General features: G+C 73.1%; 18 protein-coding genes. 11 read left to right on the forward strand and 7 right to left on the reverse strand.

All coding sequences use genetic code 11. The features are described from left to right. Window positions 1–263: 263 nt before the first annotated feature. On the forward strand, window positions 264–872 hold the full coding sequence (locus V1L54_RS14520) for a Uma2 family endonuclease (protein WP_330118381.1): 609 nt from the start codon (window positions 264–266) through the stop codon (window positions 870–872). Between the two features lie 37 nt (window positions 873–909). On the opposite strand, the gene V1L54_RS14525 is transcribed toward V1L54_RS14520, so the two are convergent. Both V1L54_RS14525 and V1L54_RS14530 read right to left on the reverse strand, forming a co-directional pair. After that, window positions 910–1,290, reverse strand: a complete 381-nt coding sequence (locus V1L54_RS14525) for a PIN domain-containing protein (RefSeq protein ID WP_330118382.1) — start codon at window positions 1,288–1,290, stop codon at window positions 910–912. Continuing rightward, the gene (locus V1L54_RS14530) at window positions 1,287–1,586 is read right to left on the reverse strand and encodes a ribbon-helix-helix domain-containing protein (protein ID WP_330118383.1); all 300 of its coding nucleotides are present in this window, start codon (window positions 1,584–1,586) and stop codon (window positions 1,287–1,289) included. The genes V1L54_RS14525 and V1L54_RS14530 overlap by 4 nt, the downstream gene beginning before the upstream one ends. A 278-nt stretch (window positions 1,587–1,864) precedes the next feature. Here V1L54_RS14530 and V1L54_RS14535 point away from each other — a divergent pair, with 278 nt between their 5' ends. Next, complete coding sequence (locus V1L54_RS14535) at window positions 1,865–2,428, forward strand: dihydrofolate reductase family protein (protein ID WP_330118384.1); 564 nt, start codon at window positions 1,865–1,867, stop codon at window positions 2,426–2,428. A 106-nt stretch (window positions 2,429–2,534) separates the two neighbouring features. After that, window positions 2,535–3,002: an SRPBCC family protein gene (locus tag V1L54_RS14540; RefSeq protein WP_330118385.1), complete on the forward strand. Its 468-nt coding sequence runs from the start codon at window positions 2,535–2,537 to the stop codon at window positions 3,000–3,002. A 54-nt stretch (window positions 3,003–3,056) separates the two neighbouring features. Here V1L54_RS14540 and V1L54_RS14545 read toward each other — a convergent pair whose 3' ends face one another. Together V1L54_RS14545 and V1L54_RS14550 are read right to left on the reverse strand one after the other, a co-directional pair. After that, a complete protein-coding gene (locus V1L54_RS14545) occupies window positions 3,057–3,698 on the reverse strand; it encodes a class I SAM-dependent methyltransferase (protein WP_330118386.1) in 642 nt (213 codons plus the stop codon). Window positions 3,699–3,983: 285 nt separating this feature from the next. Further along, entirely contained in the window at window positions 3,984–4,610 is a 627-nt protein-coding gene (locus V1L54_RS14550; RefSeq protein ID WP_330118387.1) for a TetR/AcrR family transcriptional regulator C-terminal domain-containing protein, read from the reverse strand. A 66-nt stretch (window positions 4,611–4,676) separates the two neighbouring features. On the opposite strand from V1L54_RS14550, the gene V1L54_RS14555 reads away from it, so the two are divergent. Both V1L54_RS14555 and V1L54_RS14560 read left to right on the forward strand, forming a co-directional pair. Continuing rightward, the gene (locus V1L54_RS14555; protein ID WP_330118388.1) at window positions 4,677–6,161 is read left to right on the forward strand and encodes an FAD-dependent monooxygenase; all 1,485 of its coding nucleotides are present in this window, start codon (window positions 4,677–4,679) and stop codon (window positions 6,159–6,161) included. Further along, window positions 6,158–6,583 carry a RidA family protein gene (locus V1L54_RS14560; protein ID WP_330118389.1) on the forward strand — a complete coding sequence of 142 codons (426 nt, stop codon included), beginning with the start codon at window positions 6,158–6,160 and terminating at the stop codon, window positions 6,581–6,583. Before V1L54_RS14555 ends, V1L54_RS14560 begins: the two co-directional genes overlap by 4 nt. Before the next feature lie 64 nt (window positions 6,584–6,647). Here V1L54_RS14560 and V1L54_RS14565 read toward each other — a convergent pair whose 3' ends face one another. Beyond that, entirely contained in the window at window positions 6,648–7,490 is an 843-nt protein-coding gene (locus tag V1L54_RS14565) for an NmrA family NAD(P)-binding protein (protein WP_330118390.1), read from the reverse strand. An 89-nt stretch (window positions 7,491–7,579) separates the two neighbouring features. Between V1L54_RS14565 and V1L54_RS14570 the strand changes: the two genes are divergently transcribed. Both V1L54_RS14570 and V1L54_RS14575 read left to right on the forward strand, forming a co-directional pair. Next, window positions 7,580–8,485 carry an AraC family transcriptional regulator gene (locus V1L54_RS14570; protein ID WP_330118391.1) on the forward strand — a complete coding sequence of 302 codons (906 nt, stop codon included), beginning with the start codon at window positions 7,580–7,582 and terminating at the stop codon, window positions 8,483–8,485. Between the two features lie 290 nt (window positions 8,486–8,775). Then, window positions 8,776–9,255, forward strand: coding sequence for a DUF1801 domain-containing protein (locus V1L54_RS14575; protein ID WP_330118392.1), 480 nt, complete (start codon window positions 8,776–8,778; stop codon window positions 9,253–9,255). Between the two features lie 263 nt (window positions 9,256–9,518). Here the strand turns inward: V1L54_RS14575 and V1L54_RS14580 are convergent, their stop codons facing one another. After that, entirely contained in the window at window positions 9,519–9,707 is a 189-nt protein-coding gene (locus V1L54_RS14580; RefSeq protein WP_330118393.1) for a DUF397 domain-containing protein, read from the reverse strand. Window positions 9,708–9,709: 2 nt separating this feature from the next. Then, the gene (locus V1L54_RS14585) at window positions 9,710–10,591 is read right to left on the reverse strand and encodes a helix-turn-helix domain-containing protein (protein WP_330118394.1); all 882 of its coding nucleotides are present in this window, start codon (window positions 10,589–10,591) and stop codon (window positions 9,710–9,712) included. A 202-nt stretch (window positions 10,592–10,793) separates the two neighbouring features. On the opposite strand from V1L54_RS14585, the gene V1L54_RS14590 reads away from it, so the two are divergent. From V1L54_RS14590 to V1L54_RS14605, 4 genes are all read left to right on the forward strand, one after another. Next, window positions 10,794–11,213 (forward strand): ATP-binding protein, encoded by a 420-nt coding sequence (locus V1L54_RS14590; protein ID WP_330118395.1) that lies wholly within the window; start codon window positions 10,794–10,796, stop codon window positions 11,211–11,213. A gap of 107 nt (window positions 11,214–11,320) precedes the next feature. After that, the gene (locus V1L54_RS14595) at window positions 11,321–11,599 is read left to right on the forward strand and encodes a hypothetical protein (protein WP_330118396.1); all 279 of its coding nucleotides are present in this window, start codon (window positions 11,321–11,323) and stop codon (window positions 11,597–11,599) included. Between the two features lie 128 nt (window positions 11,600–11,727). After that, window positions 11,728–12,492: a Uma2 family endonuclease gene (locus tag V1L54_RS14600; protein WP_330118397.1), complete on the forward strand. Its 765-nt coding sequence runs from the start codon at window positions 11,728–11,730 to the stop codon at window positions 12,490–12,492. A gap of 102 nt (window positions 12,493–12,594) precedes the next feature. Next, window positions 12,595–13,248 carry a DUF6518 family protein gene (locus V1L54_RS14605; RefSeq protein ID WP_330118398.1) on the forward strand — a complete coding sequence of 218 codons (654 nt, stop codon included), beginning with the start codon at window positions 12,595–12,597 and terminating at the stop codon, window positions 13,246–13,248. The last annotated feature ends 13 nt before the right edge of the window (window positions 13,249–13,261 follow it).

The following is a 13,261-nucleotide window of genomic DNA, read 5'->3' on the forward strand; positions in this document are numbered from 1 at the left end:
GTCTCCGTGGCGGCCGGGGTGAGAGCGAGTCCGGCGAACGCCGCCTCGTCCCCCGGTGCCGTCCGTCCGTGCCGCGCGCTCCTCGGCCGCTCGCCGCTCACTGCTGCCCCCCGCGTTTCCCGGACGACCGTGTGCCGGTGCACCGGCACACGGTCCGACGGTAGTGCGCCCCACCGTCAACGCTCGTACTGTCATTCACTTTTACGGGCGGCGGTGTGGCGTTTGCGACTGCCAGGGGCGGAAACGCGTCCACGATGGGGGGCATGGACGACGTGGAGAGCACGATCGGCATCGACGACGAGCCCTTCCCCGAGTGGCTGCGTCCCCCGTCCGGCGGTTTCACGGTCGACGACCTCTTCCGGCTGCCCGACCTCCCGCCGCACACCGAGCTCGTCGACGGCGGTCTCGTCTTCCGGGCCCGGCAGAGCGGCTACCACTCGCTGGCCAACTCCATCCTGACCGAAGGCCTGCGCCGCACCTGCCCCGGTCATCTGCGGGTGCGGCGGGAGACGGTCGTGGTGCTCGGTCCCGGCCAGGCGCCCGAGCCGGACGTGACGGTGATCCGCACGGAGGCCGTCCGCGGCCCGGACACCGACCGCTACGCCGTCCGGGACGTCGTCCTGGCCGTCGAGACGGTCTCCCCCGACTCGGCGATCCGTGATCGCGAGCGCAAACCTCAGCTCTATGCGGCGGCGGGCATCCCGCACTTCTGGCTGGTGGAGGAGAGCCCGGGCCGCCGCCCGGTGGTCCATGTCCACACCCTCGACCGCGCGGCCGGGGCGTACGTCCGCACGGGCGTCCACCAGGACCGGCTGACGCTCTCGGAGCCGTTCGGCATCGACATCGACCTCACCGCGATCGACCGGATGTAGTCCGGACGCCGCCCTTCGGAGCGGCGGCGCCGTCCGCTCAGGGGTCCACCGGCAGGACGGAGACTCCGAATCCCTTGTAAGCACGGGGGTCCGTGGTGGCGATCTCCCATCCCGTCGTGATTCCGGTGGCGACCGCGTGGAGGGCGGGCCAGCCCTGTTCGGGGAGGAGCGCCGCGGCGATGCGCCCCATCACGTCGGCGGACAACCGGTCGACGTTCATGATCTCGACGGCAGGCATCTGGGCGAAGTACGCGGAGATTCCCGGCCGGTGCCGGATCGCTTCCGCCAGGCAGAGAGCGGGTACGGCGATGTCGTACAGCGGATCCTGGTGCGCGGCCACGATGTACCCCGACAACCGGCGGTTGCCGCCTCCGACGGCCAGCAGCGCGTGGTGGTCGAAGATGATGCCGTCACTCACGCGGCGGATGCTCCGGAGCCGCGCCGAGCGGCGGTCCTGGCCTTGTTCGCGGCCAGCATGCCGCGTGCCTCGACGAGTTCCTCCTCGGTGAGCGCCTGCCCGCCGAGGAGGTTCTCCTCCAGATAGGCGCGTACGCGTTCGGCTTGTTGCCGACGCTCCAGCCGATGGCGCAGGGCATCGTTGACCAGGGAGGAGACGGAGGGGGCCTCGCCCTGCCGGATGAGGTGCTGAAGGGCCTCAAGGACGTCCGAGTCGAGGGTGACGGAGACGGGTTTCTTGGGCTTCTTCTCAGGCATGATGCGATGTTATCGCATGGAGATACTTGTTCATCGTGTTGCGGTGAGCCAACCGGGCCCGAGTCCCCGGTGAAGCGGAGCCCACGGCCCGCGGAGGCCGGGAGCACGGAGCCGGGCCGTGTCGCCGGGGCGGGGCTGTCAGTGCCGGCCGCTAACTTCTCGTTCCACGCGGAGCCGGACCGGGCGGGCCCGAAAGGGCGGTCTCCCGGATGACGGCCGTGCCCGGCATGCCGGCGGTCCGCCGCCGGCACCACCTCGAATCCGAAGGGAAGCGGTCCATGCGCAGGTTCAAGCTCCAGGTCCAGGTCACCGCCGACGGCTACATGGCGGGCCCGAACGGCGAGATGGACTGGATGACGGGTTCCTGGACCGAGGACATCGGCGCCTACATCAAGGCGCTCATGGAACCGGTCGACCGCATCGTGCTGGGCCGCGGACTCGCCGAGGGGTTCATCCCGGCCTGGGAGGCAGGCCCCGAGGGCGAGCCGCAGGAGTCGATCGACTGGATGAACAACACCCCCAAGACCGTCATCTCCGGCTCCCTCACCGAGTCGCCCTGGAAGAACGCCACCGTCGCGGGCGGCGACCTCGCCGAGACGGTGAACCGGCTCAAGGCGCAGCCGGGCGGGGATCTGATCACCTACGGCGGCGCCACGCTCGCGGCCAGCCTGATCGCCGAGGGCCTCCTCGACGAGCTGCACCTGTTCGTCAACCCGACCGCGATCGGCACCGGGCTGCCCGTCTTCCCCACCACCGGCGCCTACCACCGTCTCCGGCTCGTCACCGCCCGGGCGTTCGACTGCGGGATCACCGCGCTGCACTTCGAGCCGAAGCGGTCCTGAGCCCGGCGGACCGGATCCGATGGGCGGGGGGCGATGAGTTCCCGGACGCCCGGCCGTCTTACCGGGTGTCCCCTCGAAGGGAGGGGCCGCAACGGAGGAGAAGACGATGAGCGGGCACACCGGTACCGCACCGACCACCCCGACCGCGCAGCACACCTACACCCTCGTCCGCGAGCTGGACGCCCCCGCCGCGGAGATCTTCGCGGCCTGGACGACCCCGGAGCGGTACGAGCGGTGGGCGGGCGCCGAGCCCGGATCGGTGCGGATGGACGTACGGCCGGGCGGCGCCTGGCAGGCCGTGATGCTCGTCCCCGGCGGGCAGCGGGTACCGATCGGGGGTTCTTACCGGGAGGTGGCGGCCGGCCGGCGGCTGGTGCTGGACATGGAGCTGCCCGGCGCGGCCGAGCCGACCGTGATGACGATGGAGCTGGCGGAACGGGAGGAACGGCCGGAGGGTGGCCGGACACGGCTCACCCTCTCCCAGGTCTGCGCGAGCGCGGCGGAGCGCGACATGGCGGAGGAGGGCAGCGGGATGCTGCTGGACTCCCTCACCGCCCACCTCGCGGAGCGCTGACCCGGGCGCCGCGGCCACCGTAGGGGACGGGGGTCCTTACGGTGGCCGCGGCGGTCATCCCTGGCCCGTCTCCCCGCCGGTCCGGCGCGGGGCGCGCACGACCAGCCGGTCGATGGAGTGGGTGTGCCGCACGCCGCCCTCGTGCTCGTCCTCGAACACATGGCTGCGGACGTACACGTCCTCCCACCGCGCGAACCTCTCCCGCACCTCGCCGCTGTCGGCGGGCGGTTCGGGAATCAGCTCCCGCAGGTCGGCCGGGACCGGCACGGCGGCGTTGAACGAGGCCAGGGCGAGCACGCCGCCCGGCGCCGTCCACGACTCCAGCCGGTCGTAGGCCGCCAGGCGCCGCTCGCGGGGGAGGAAGTGGAGCACGCCGTAGCAGATCACCAGCTCGTACGTCCGCCCCGGCGCGGCGGTGAGCAGGTCGTCCACCCAGATCCGCACCTCGGCCGTGCCCCCGGGCCCGGCCGCCGTACCGGCTCCGGCCAGCCGCTTCCGGGTCGCCCGCACCCCTTCCTCGTCCAGGTCGAAGCCGTGCAGCACGTCCGCGGTGGTGGCGAGCGCCGCCAGGTTCCGCCCCCAGCCGCAGCCCGCGTCCAGCACCGACGCGAACCGGTGGGAGCGCGCCAGCCGGGCGAGCTCCCCGCTGGGGGAAGCCTCCTGGCTCCCGGCCGGATTCCAGATCCGTCTCCCCATGACCGCTCCCGGAGCCCGTGGTCCTCGTGTTCCGTGTCCCGCCCGGCGGCCGTTCACCTGCCGGAGACCGGCGGCCGGGCGGGACACGGGAAGTCTGTCCCGTGACCGCGATGGTGTCACGGGCAGCGCCGGGCCCGGCGCTGCTTTCCGCCGCCCCGTCGGCCGTCTGCCCTGCCGCCCCGCTCCCCGGGGAGGTCGCCCGAGGGGCGGCACGCCGTCGGGTCCGCACCGCTCCCGGTCCGCGGGGCGGGTCCTCCGCGGTGCGTCCCGGGCCGGACACGCCGGTCAGCGGGGCAGCCGGGAGAGGAGCGCGTCCAGGCCGAACGCGAAGCGGTCCTCGAAGGAGCCCGGCCCCAGGTGCGCGGCGACCCGGTGCAGCGCCGGATGCGCTCCGGCGTCGACGGCCCGGGTCAGCCGGTCGTCGTACCGGTCGGGCGCGGCCTGTTCCTCCTGCACCAGCCCGAGGACGAAGTAGTTGACCGTCCACGCCGTCCAGGCCGCCTGCCGCTCGTCCGCCCCCGCCTCCAGCGCGGCCTCGACGAGGCGGTCGGCGAGGCGCAGGGTGTGCGGTTCGGCCGGGTAGGTCCCGGTCACCAGGGCGGCGCCGTCGCGGTGCGCGAGAAGCGCGCGCCGGTAGCGGCCGGCCAGTTCCCGCACCCGGTGCCGCGGTGCGGCGGGCAGCTCCGCGTAGTCGATGCCGCCCAGTACGGCGTCGGCCATCAGCTCCAGCATCCGGGCCTTGGTCTTCACGTGCCACAGGACGGTGTTCATGCGTACCCCGAGGCGGTCGGCGACCGCCCGGGTGGACAGTCCCTCCAGCCCTCGTTCCTCCAGTACCTCCAGCGCGGCCTCGATCACGGCCGCGCGGGTGAGCCGGCCGGCGGCGTCTTCCCTCGCTTGCTTCTTGGTCACTGACCTAGTTTACTGCCCATCAGTTCTTGGTCGCCGACCAAGTGGTGAGCGGGAGAGGGAGAGAGCATGGATTGTCAGGTCGTCGTCGCCGGGGGCGGGCCCGCAGGCCTGTGGCTGGCCGCGGAACTGCGCCGCTGTGCCGTCACCGTCACGGTCGTCGAGGCACGCACCGAACGCGACCCGCGCTCCCGCGCCCTGACCGTGCACCCCCGCACCATCGAGACGTTCGCCTCGCGGGGCGCACACGAGCCCTTCACCGCCGAGGGGCTGCCACTGCCGGGCGGGCACTTCGGCGTACTGGAATCCCGGCTGGACTTCCGCCGGCTGCCCAGCCCCTTCCCCCACACCCTCGCCCTGCCCCAGGAACGCACCGAGGCACTGCTCGAGGAGCAGGCCCGCGAACTGGGGGCGACCATCCTGCGCGGCCACGAGGTCACCGGCTTCACCGACGGCCCCGACCACGTCGACGTGCACCTCCGCGGCCCCCACGGCCCCGCCACCCTCCGGGCGGCCTACCTGGCCGGCTGCGACGGCGCCCGCAGCACCGTGCGCACCGCCGCCGGCATCGGCTTCCCGGGCACCCCCTCCACCGTGCTCGGCTGGCTCGGCGACGTCCGTCTGGACCGGCCCCCGGCCCCCGGCTACAGCCACTTCGGCCCGGCCGGCACCCTGATGGCCGTCCCCATGCCCGGCGGCGTCCACCGCCTCGTCGGCATCACCCCCCGCGACCTGACCACCACCTGGCCCGGCGACCTCACCCTGGACGAACTGCGCGAGAACGTCACCGCCATGGCGGGCGACGACTTCGGCATGCGCGAGGCGGTCTGGCTCTCCCGCTACGGCAACGCCACCCGGCTGGCCGACCGCTACCGGCACGGCCGCGTCTTCCTCGCCGGTGACGCCGCCCACCAGCACTTCCCCGCGGGCGGAGTCGGCATGAACGTCGGCATCCAGGACGCCGCCAACCTCGCCTGGAAACTCGCCGCCACCCTCAACGGCTGGGCCCCCGACACCCTCCTGGACACCTACCACGCCGAACGCCACCCGGTCGGTGCCGACCTCACCGAGACCAGCCGCGCCCAGGTCGCCCTCATGACCGCCTTCACCCCCGAGGGCATCAGCCTGCGCGCTCTGCTCAGCCGGCTGATCACCACCCTGCCCGACCTCAACGACCACCTCGCCGCCCAGGTCAGCTCCCTCGCCGTCACCTACCCCCCGGACCGGCCCGGCGCCCACCCGCTGACCGGCACCCGCGCCCCCGACCTCGCCCTCGGCGGCACCGGCCTGTTCGCCCTGCTGCGCGCCGACAGCTACCTGCTGCTCGACCTCACCGGCGACCCGGCCCGCCCCCTCGGCCACCTCGCCCGGCCCGGCCTGCGCGTGCACGCCGACCCCCCGTACCCGCCGCACCCGCTGCCGGACGGCTGGTCCGGCGTACGCGCCGCCCTCGTCCGCCCGGACGGCCACGTCGCCTGGGCCGGGACCGACGGCCGCGGCACCGCGCTCGTCGACGACGCCACCGCCGTCCTCGCCACCACCCACCGGAAGTGACCCGCCCCATGACCGTCCGGCGCACCGACCCGCCCGGGCTGCCCGCCGCACCCGGCCTCATCAGCCAGGTCGTCACCGTCACCGGCGGACGGCTGGTCCACCTCTCCGGCCAGGTCGCCCAGGACGAGACCGGCACCCCCACCGGCGGCGACCACGCCGCCCAGGCCGCCGCCGTCGCCCGCAACATCGACACCGCCCTCGCCGCCGCCGGTGCCACCCGCGACGACGTCGTCAAGGAGACGATCTACGTCGTGGACTACACCCCCGACATCCTCCGGCCCGTCCTGGCCGCCCTGCGCGACGGCGTACGCACCGTGCCCGCCAGCACCCTCGTCCCCGTCCCGGTCCTCTTCGCCCCCGGTTACCTCCTCGAAGTCGACGTCACCGCAGCCCTCCCCGCACCGGCACCGGCACCGGACTGAGGCCGGTGCCGCCGTGTCCGTCCCGCCAGGCGGGACGGACACGGCGGGGCGCCGTACCGGCCGGCTACGACCAGGCGCCGGCCGCGGCGGCCCGGGCGGCGTAGGCGCCGAAGTCGGCCGGTTCCCGGCCGAGCACCCGCCGCACCCCGTCGGCGGGCTCGGCCAGGCGCCCGTCCCGCATAGTGGCGAACATCGCGTCGAGCTCCTCGACGACCTCCTCCGGCACGCCCCCGGCCCGGAGTTCGGCCCGGTACTCCTCCGGGGTGAGCTCCTCGTAGCGGATCGGCCGGCCGGCCGCCGCGGCGATCTTCTCCACGGCCGCGCCGAAGGTGAGCGCCTCCGGCCCCGACAGGTCGTACACCTGCCCGTGGTGGCCGTCCGAGGTCAGCAGCACCGCGGCGACCTCGGCGATGTCCCGGGCGTCGACGAACGGCTCCGGCACGGAGCCGATCGGCAGGGCCAGCCGCCCGGCCCGCAGGGCGGCGTGCCAGTCGCCCTCGTCGAAGTTCTGGTTGAAGTTGTTCGGGCGGACGACCGTCCACTCCACGCCGGATCCGCGTACGGCCTCCTCGGCGGCGGCCATGCCCGCGAAGGCGCCCTCGGGGATCCGGTCCATCCCGCGCCCGGACAGCGCCACGAAACGGCGGACGCCCGCCTCGACCGCCTGCTCGACGAAGGGCCGGACCGGTGCCGGGTCCTCGGGAGCCACCAGGTAGACGGCCGCCGCCCCGTCCAGGGCGGCGGGCCAGGTCTCCCGGTCGTACCAGTCGAACCGCGTCTCACCGGAACGGGACGCGGCCCGCACGGTCCTGCCCGCCTCCCGCAGCACGTTCACCAGGCGGCGCCCGGTCTTGCCCGTCCCGCCCAGGACCAGGATCTCGTCGGATGTCTTCGGTGTCGTCGTCATGGCAGCCAGTCAACCGGCGCGGCACGGGACGGGACATGGCCCGCCGTCCGCGGGCCATGTCCGATCGTCCGGGCCGTTATCGTCGGGGCATGGACCCGTTCGACGAGTTGCTGCGCGGCGTCCGCGCGGACGGTGACGACCTCGGGCGTACGGAGCTGTCGCCGCCGTGGGAGCGGCGGTTCGACGGCGGGGCGCCCCTGACGCTGTGCGCACCGCTGCGGGGCGAGGGCTGGCTCTCCGGGGCCGCCGCGGAGGACGGGGAGCCACGACTGGTGCGGGCCGGCGACGTCGTGGTCGTGCGCGGCCCGGGGCCGTTCGTCCTCTCCGACCGGCCCGCGCCGGGCACGGAACCGGCCGACCGCACGGTGCTGCTGACCGGAACGTTCCACGCGCGGGGCGTGGTGGCCCGGCGCCTGCTGGGAGTGCTGCCGCCCGCGCTCGTGGTGCCCGGCGACGAGGAGTGCCTCTCGCTCCTCAGGACACTGGAGGCACAGATCGCCCCCACCTGCCAGCCGGGGCAGCAGGTCGTACGGGACCGCCTGCTGGACTGGCTGCTGGTGTGCACGCTGCGGGCCTGGTTCGACCTGCCGGAGGCCGTGACGCCCGGCCCGCCCGGCTGGATCCGCGCGCTGGGCGACGAGGTGACCGGCCCGGCGCTGCGGGCGATGCACGCCGCGCCGGACCGGTCCTGGACGCTCGCCGCCCTGGCCCGCGAGGCGGGGGTGTCGCGCACGACGCTGGCCGACCGGTTCACCAGGCTGGTGGGCGAGCCGCCGCTGACGTATCTGACGGACTGGCGGATGGCCCTGGCCGCCGACCTGCTGACCGAGTCCACCGCCGTCACGGTCGCCTCGGTGGCGCGCCGGGTCGGCTACGCGGACGCGTTCGGCTTCAGCGCGGCCTTCAAACGGTTCCACGGGGCCAGCCCCAGCGAGTACCGCAGGACGCCCCGTACGGGCGCCGACCGCGCGGACGCCGAGCACTCGCCCGCATAGTCCGCGGTGCCGGTGCGCCGCCGCGGAACGGAGTGCGCGCCGGGGGAGCGACGGCCCGGTTCCGAGACCCGGTCCGTCCGCCATCCGTTCGGCGCAGTGCCGTTCACGGGAATGTGGACCGTGCGCGGGGCCGCGCACCGAGCCGCGGCCGACCCCTGTCCGCGTACGGCCCCGGCGGTACGGCGTCGACGCGGGCGGCGCGACATCGGTCAGGAACCGAGAAGCGCGGCCTTCCGGAGATCCCTAACGTGAGTGGCACGTCACGGAGCACGAGCGGAGGAGGACCGGCGATGGGTGCGGGGTCGAAGGCCGGCGGGAAGAGCGAGGACACATCCCCGGCGGAAGGACTCTCCGAGCAGGAGCGCGCGGCCGTGCGGGAGCGGGCCTCCGAGCTGAGGACGAAGGCCCGGCGGGGCCGTGGCGCGGAGAAGGCGGCCGCCGACGAGAGGGACGTGCTGACGAAGATCGCGGATATGCCGGAGCCGGACCGCGCTCTGGCCGAGCGCGTCCACGCCATCGTGACCACCGCTGCCCCGGAGCTGTCGCCGAAGCTGTGGTACGGGCAGCCGGCCTACGCCAGAAAGGGAAAAGTCGTGTGCTTCTTCCGTAGTGGACAGGCGGACGGGGAGCCCTACTCGACGTTCGGGTTCACCCCCCAGGCGGACCTCGACAACGGGAACGGCCTGTGGCCCACGTCGTATGCGCTGACCGAGATGAGCGAGGAGGCCGAGGAGACGATCACGGCCCTGGTGGAGCAGGCCGTGCGCTGAGCCCGGGCGGGAGCGGGTGTCGGGACACCGGCCGGTGCCCCGACACCCGCTCCCCTCGCCGCACCCGACGTGCCCAGGGCACGCGTGCTCCACCCGTCCGTGCTCTCGCCCGCGGTCACCGACCAGGCCGGTCGGAGGCTCACCGGCCACGGGTGACCGACGTCAGCGGACGTGCGAACCGGCCGGGGCGGAAGGCCGTGGCTGCGGCGGACGGTACCCCCTCCGCATCGCTGCGAGGAACGCCTTCCACACCCCGGGCACGGTCATGTCCCCTGCCGGATGTTGGTGAGGAAGGCGTCCCAGGCGTTGGGCGCGACGCGTATGGGCGCTCCGGTCAGTGCCTTGGAGTCTCGTATGGCCACAGTGCCGGGGACGTTGGTGGCGACCTCGACGCACTGTGAGTCTGGCTGGCCGCCGCTGTGGGTGGATTTGTGGAACTCGAAGTCGGTCATCACTACAGCCCCTTACGGATGTTGTCGATCAGCTTGTTGGAGTCATGCTGTGCCAGGCTCAGCCGGGCGATGCGATCGAAGACGTCGAGGTGGCGCTGAGCATCGGGCTCGCTTTCCGACCAGAGTTTGACGGCAAGCGTGTCGGTGCGCACAACGTCCAGTGCTCCGGGCTCCCCGAAGGACAGCACGGTGAACGCGCTGGTCATACCGGGGTGTGCGCCCACCCGGTAGGGCAGTACCTGAACGCGGACATGGGGCAGTTCTGTCATCTCCAACAGCCGTCCTAGCTGAGCTCGCATGACGTCGCGTCCGCCTACGAGTTGTCGCAGGGCAGCCTCGTGCATGATCGCCCAGAGGCGCAGGGGATGTTCGCTTGTGAGCCGAGTCTGTCTCCTCATCCGAGCTTCCACGAAGGGTTCGATCTCTTCGATGTCGTCCCAGTCATGGTTCCCGACGGCCAGGGCCCGCGCGTAGTCCGATGTCTGCAGGAGTCCAGGGACGAAGGACAGCTCCCAAGCGCGGATCTGGACAGCCATCTCCTCCAGCGCGAAGTACTCGGCCATGGCTTCGAGCTGGGGGTACTGGTCCCACCATCCCTTCGCCTTGCGGCGGTCACGGTCGGCCTTGGCCAGTTTGAGAAGCCGATCGACGGTGGCTTCGTCGCGCACCCCGTAGAGGTGGCACAGGGCGCGGATATCCGGATCGCGTATCGGGACCAGTCCACGCTCCATCTTGGCGACTTTCGCCACGGAGCTGGTGAGTGCCTCCGCCGCACGCGGCTGTCTGAGGCCGCAGGCTTCACGCATGCGCAGCAGCTCACCGCCGAGTCTGCGACCCAGCACTGTGGACACAGTCGCCCCACGACTTGCGCGTCTGTCCGTCATGTCTGCCTTCCTACAGCGTGACCGAGCCACCCTACAAACCATGTCTCTGTGAGCCGGAACCAATGTTGAGAAATATTTCTGCACATTCGACTTGATGCCAACTGTGCCCCGGCGGTACTTTCGGTGCCTGGTCGGTCACTCTCCGGATCGGCCCGCTGTCGTTCGATGGCGACGCTCTCTCTGTGAGGAAGGTGCGCCCACCATGGCTCTGCCTCGACCTTGTGTTTCCGCGGCGGTACTTCACGAAGACGCGCTGGACTACACCCCCGTGCCCAGCAGTGTGGGCCTGGCGCGAAGCCGGGCCGCGCGGCTGGTGAGTGGGTGGGGTCATCCCGGGATCGCCGGTGATGCGGCGCTGGTGGTCGGCGAGTTGGCGGCCAACGCGGTGCTGCACGGCTCCGTGCGTGGACGGCTGTTCCGGGTGCGGCTGACGTTGACGGCGTCGGCGGTGCGGATCGAGGTCAGCGACGCGCGCGGTGAGCGCCGACCGGAGGTCGGAAGCCCGTCCGGGGACGAGAAGTCCGGCCGGGGAATGGTGATCGTGGACGCGCTCGCCGCGCGCTGGGGCGTCCTCCCGCGCACGGTCGGCAAGACGGTCTGGGCCGAACTCGACCTGCGGTGATTCGCGCCCACCGCGCGGCGGCCGGTTCGGGAGGTGCCGGGCCGCAGGCCGCGACGGATGCTCCGCTGCTGTCCTCGGCAGACCCGGATTCCCCATGGAGGCCGGCCGTGCCCTACATCGTCGCCCTCGTGGGGATCGCCGTCTTCGGCGTGCTCCTGTGGTGCACCGTGACCGCCGCCCGTATCCGGGACATCCCGGCATGGCGGCGCTTCCTTCCCCTGGGGCTCTTCCTGTTCGCCCTCGGGGCGAGCCTGCTGCGCGCCGTCGAACTGCCCGCCCTCGCCAGCACCGTGGCTTTCCCGCTGAACCTGGCGGCGATCACCCTGGCCGTGGGGGAGATCCGCGCCGAGCGCCGGAGGAACGCTCGCCGCCCGTCGGTCGGCTGACCTCCTGACGGGGGCCTCGGGCGGGGTGCGGGTGTGCGAGAGGTCGCCCGGTGGGGGCGGAGCCCGGCGTCGGCAGACGGGGCGCCCGCATGCCGGTGATGTACTGCCTGCCGAGGAGGTGGGAGGGGATGGGCGTTGTGATCGGCCACATCGGGCCCTGGGCCGTCGTGGATGTCCTGGCCCTCCCCGGGGACCGCACCACCCGCTACGAGCTGCTGGGGGAGTCCCTCGTACTGTCCCCGGCACCCGGCATTCGCCGTCAGCGGGCCTCACCCCGGCTCGCCGTGGCCCTCCATGCGGCGGCCGCTGCGGCCGCCGCGCCGGTCGAGGTGCCGGAGGCGATCAACGTCGTCCTGCCGTCGGGTCTGGTGGTGCCCGACCTGGTGGTGCCCGACCTGGTGGCGACCGACGCCGAAGCGACCGCCGAGGACGGCGTCAGCGTGGACGCCGAGGCGGTGCGGCTCGTGGTCGAACTGGTCTCCCCCGGCAACAGCACCGTGGACCGGAAGTTCAAGCCGGTGCTCTGCGCCGAAGCCGCCATCCCGCGCTTCTGGCGGCTCGAGTCCGACCCGGCGCCGATGCTCGTCGCCTGCGAACTGCGGGGCGGTCGCTACGTGGAGCGGATCACCGCTCTCGCGGGCGCCACCACTCACCTGGACACCCCGCCCCCCCGTCACCGTCGACCCGGCCGGACTCGCCCGGCAGTAGGCACTCGCGGTGGAAGGCTGCCGCCGCTCCGGTTCGGGCGGCGTCCGCCGGAGGCGGGGGTACCGGTCGCTGATACGGCTGCCACCGGTGCCCCCGGGCCCGAGTGGCGGCCCTCCGCCCGATCGCTTCGGGTTCACGACCGAGGCGGCGTGACGGGAATCCTTCCAGGCCGACCAGGCCCCTGAACTGCTCGGGGAGCAACGGGCCGGCCGGTCTGTCCCGCGCCGGAGCGGGCGGCCCCCGCCATCTATACATTCCGTGTATACATCACGTGTATAGTGCCGGACATGGCAACCGCAACCGTGTCGCGCCGCGACACCCTCGCCGCTCCCGTCACCGTCCTCGCCGCGACCGCGGCCTTCGGGCTGCTGCTCGGCTGGGCGACATACGCCCTGCACGGGACGACACCCCTGCTGGAGCGGGCGACCAACTCGGTGTCCGCCTGGATCGTCTGGACCGCCGCGGCCGGCGCGCTGATCCGCACCCGGCCGCTCGCTGTCCGGGGCGGGGCACTGATGATGCTCACCACCTGCGGCGGCTACTACGCGGCGTCCACGTTCGGGGACACCTTCGGGGCCGGGGGACTGGGCACCGCCGCCGTGTGGACGGTGGCGGGACTGGCCGGAGGGCCGCTACTGGGATGGGCCGGGTGGACGGTACGGCGCGGGCAGGGGCAGACACGGGCGGTGGCCGGGGCCGTCATCGCGATGGTGGTGCTGGGCGAGGGACTCTGGCTGGGGCTGGGCCTCGACTACTGGGGAGAGGCGGCCGTCTTCCTGGCCGTCGGCGCACTGCTCACCGCTCTCCTGACCGTCTACCTGGCACGCGCCCGGGCGCCCCGGTACTGGCTGTGCGCCGTGCTCGCCCCCGTGTGCGGTCTGGTCTTCTACCTCGCCGAGAAAGTCGTTCTCGACGGCCTGCTCGGATCCGTGACGGTGTGACCCCGGTCCGTTG

Origin of the sequence: Streptomyces rubellus (assembly GCF_036323805.1) — a bacterium.
Taxonomy (GTDB): Bacteria; Actinomycetota; Actinomycetes; order Streptomycetales; family Streptomycetaceae; genus Streptomyces.

Excerpts from the sequence above, each read along its gene's own strand:
- V1L54_RS14535 (WP_330118384.1), top strand. The coding sequence starts at position 1,865 with ATGCGCAGGTTCAAGCTCCAGGTCCAGGTCACCGCCGACGGCTACATG.
- V1L54_RS14580 (WP_330118393.1), bottom strand. The coding sequence starts at position 9,707 with ATGACCGACTTCGAGTTCCACAAATCCACCCACAGCGGCGGCCAGCCA.
- V1L54_RS14605 (WP_330118398.1), top strand. The coding sequence starts at position 12,595 with ATGGCAACCGCAACCGTGTCGCGCCGCGACACCCTCGCCGCTCCCGTC.
- V1L54_RS14590 (WP_330118395.1), top strand. The coding sequence starts at position 10,794 with ATGGCTCTGCCTCGACCTTGTGTTTCCGCGGCGGTACTTCACGAAGAC.
- V1L54_RS14585 (WP_330118394.1), bottom strand. The coding sequence starts at position 10,591 with ATGACGGACAGACGCGCAAGTCGTGGGGCGACTGTGTCCACAGTGCTG.
- V1L54_RS14555 (WP_330118388.1), top strand. The coding sequence starts at position 4,677 with ATGGATTGTCAGGTCGTCGTCGCCGGGGGCGGGCCCGCAGGCCTGTGG.
- V1L54_RS14540 (WP_330118385.1), top strand. The coding sequence starts at position 2,535 with ATGAGCGGGCACACCGGTACCGCACCGACCACCCCGACCGCGCAGCAC.
- V1L54_RS14545 (WP_330118386.1), bottom strand. The coding sequence starts at position 3,698 with ATGGGGAGACGGATCTGGAATCCGGCCGGGAGCCAGGAGGCTTCCCCC.
- V1L54_RS14570 (WP_330118391.1), top strand. The coding sequence starts at position 7,580 with ATGGACCCGTTCGACGAGTTGCTGCGCGGCGTCCGCGCGGACGGTGAC.
- V1L54_RS14530 (WP_330118383.1), bottom strand. The coding sequence starts at position 1,586 with ATGCCTGAGAAGAAGCCCAAGAAACCCGTCTCCGTCACCCTCGACTCG.
- V1L54_RS14600 (WP_330118397.1), top strand. The coding sequence starts at position 11,728 with ATGGGCGTTGTGATCGGCCACATCGGGCCCTGGGCCGTCGTGGATGTC.
- V1L54_RS14565 (WP_330118390.1), bottom strand. The coding sequence starts at position 7,490 with ATGACGACGACACCGAAGACATCCGACGAGATCCTGGTCCTGGGCGGG.
- V1L54_RS14520 (WP_330118381.1), top strand. The coding sequence starts at position 264 with ATGGACGACGTGGAGAGCACGATCGGCATCGACGACGAGCCCTTCCCC.
- V1L54_RS14575 (WP_330118392.1), top strand. The coding sequence starts at position 8,776 with ATGGGTGCGGGGTCGAAGGCCGGCGGGAAGAGCGAGGACACATCCCCG.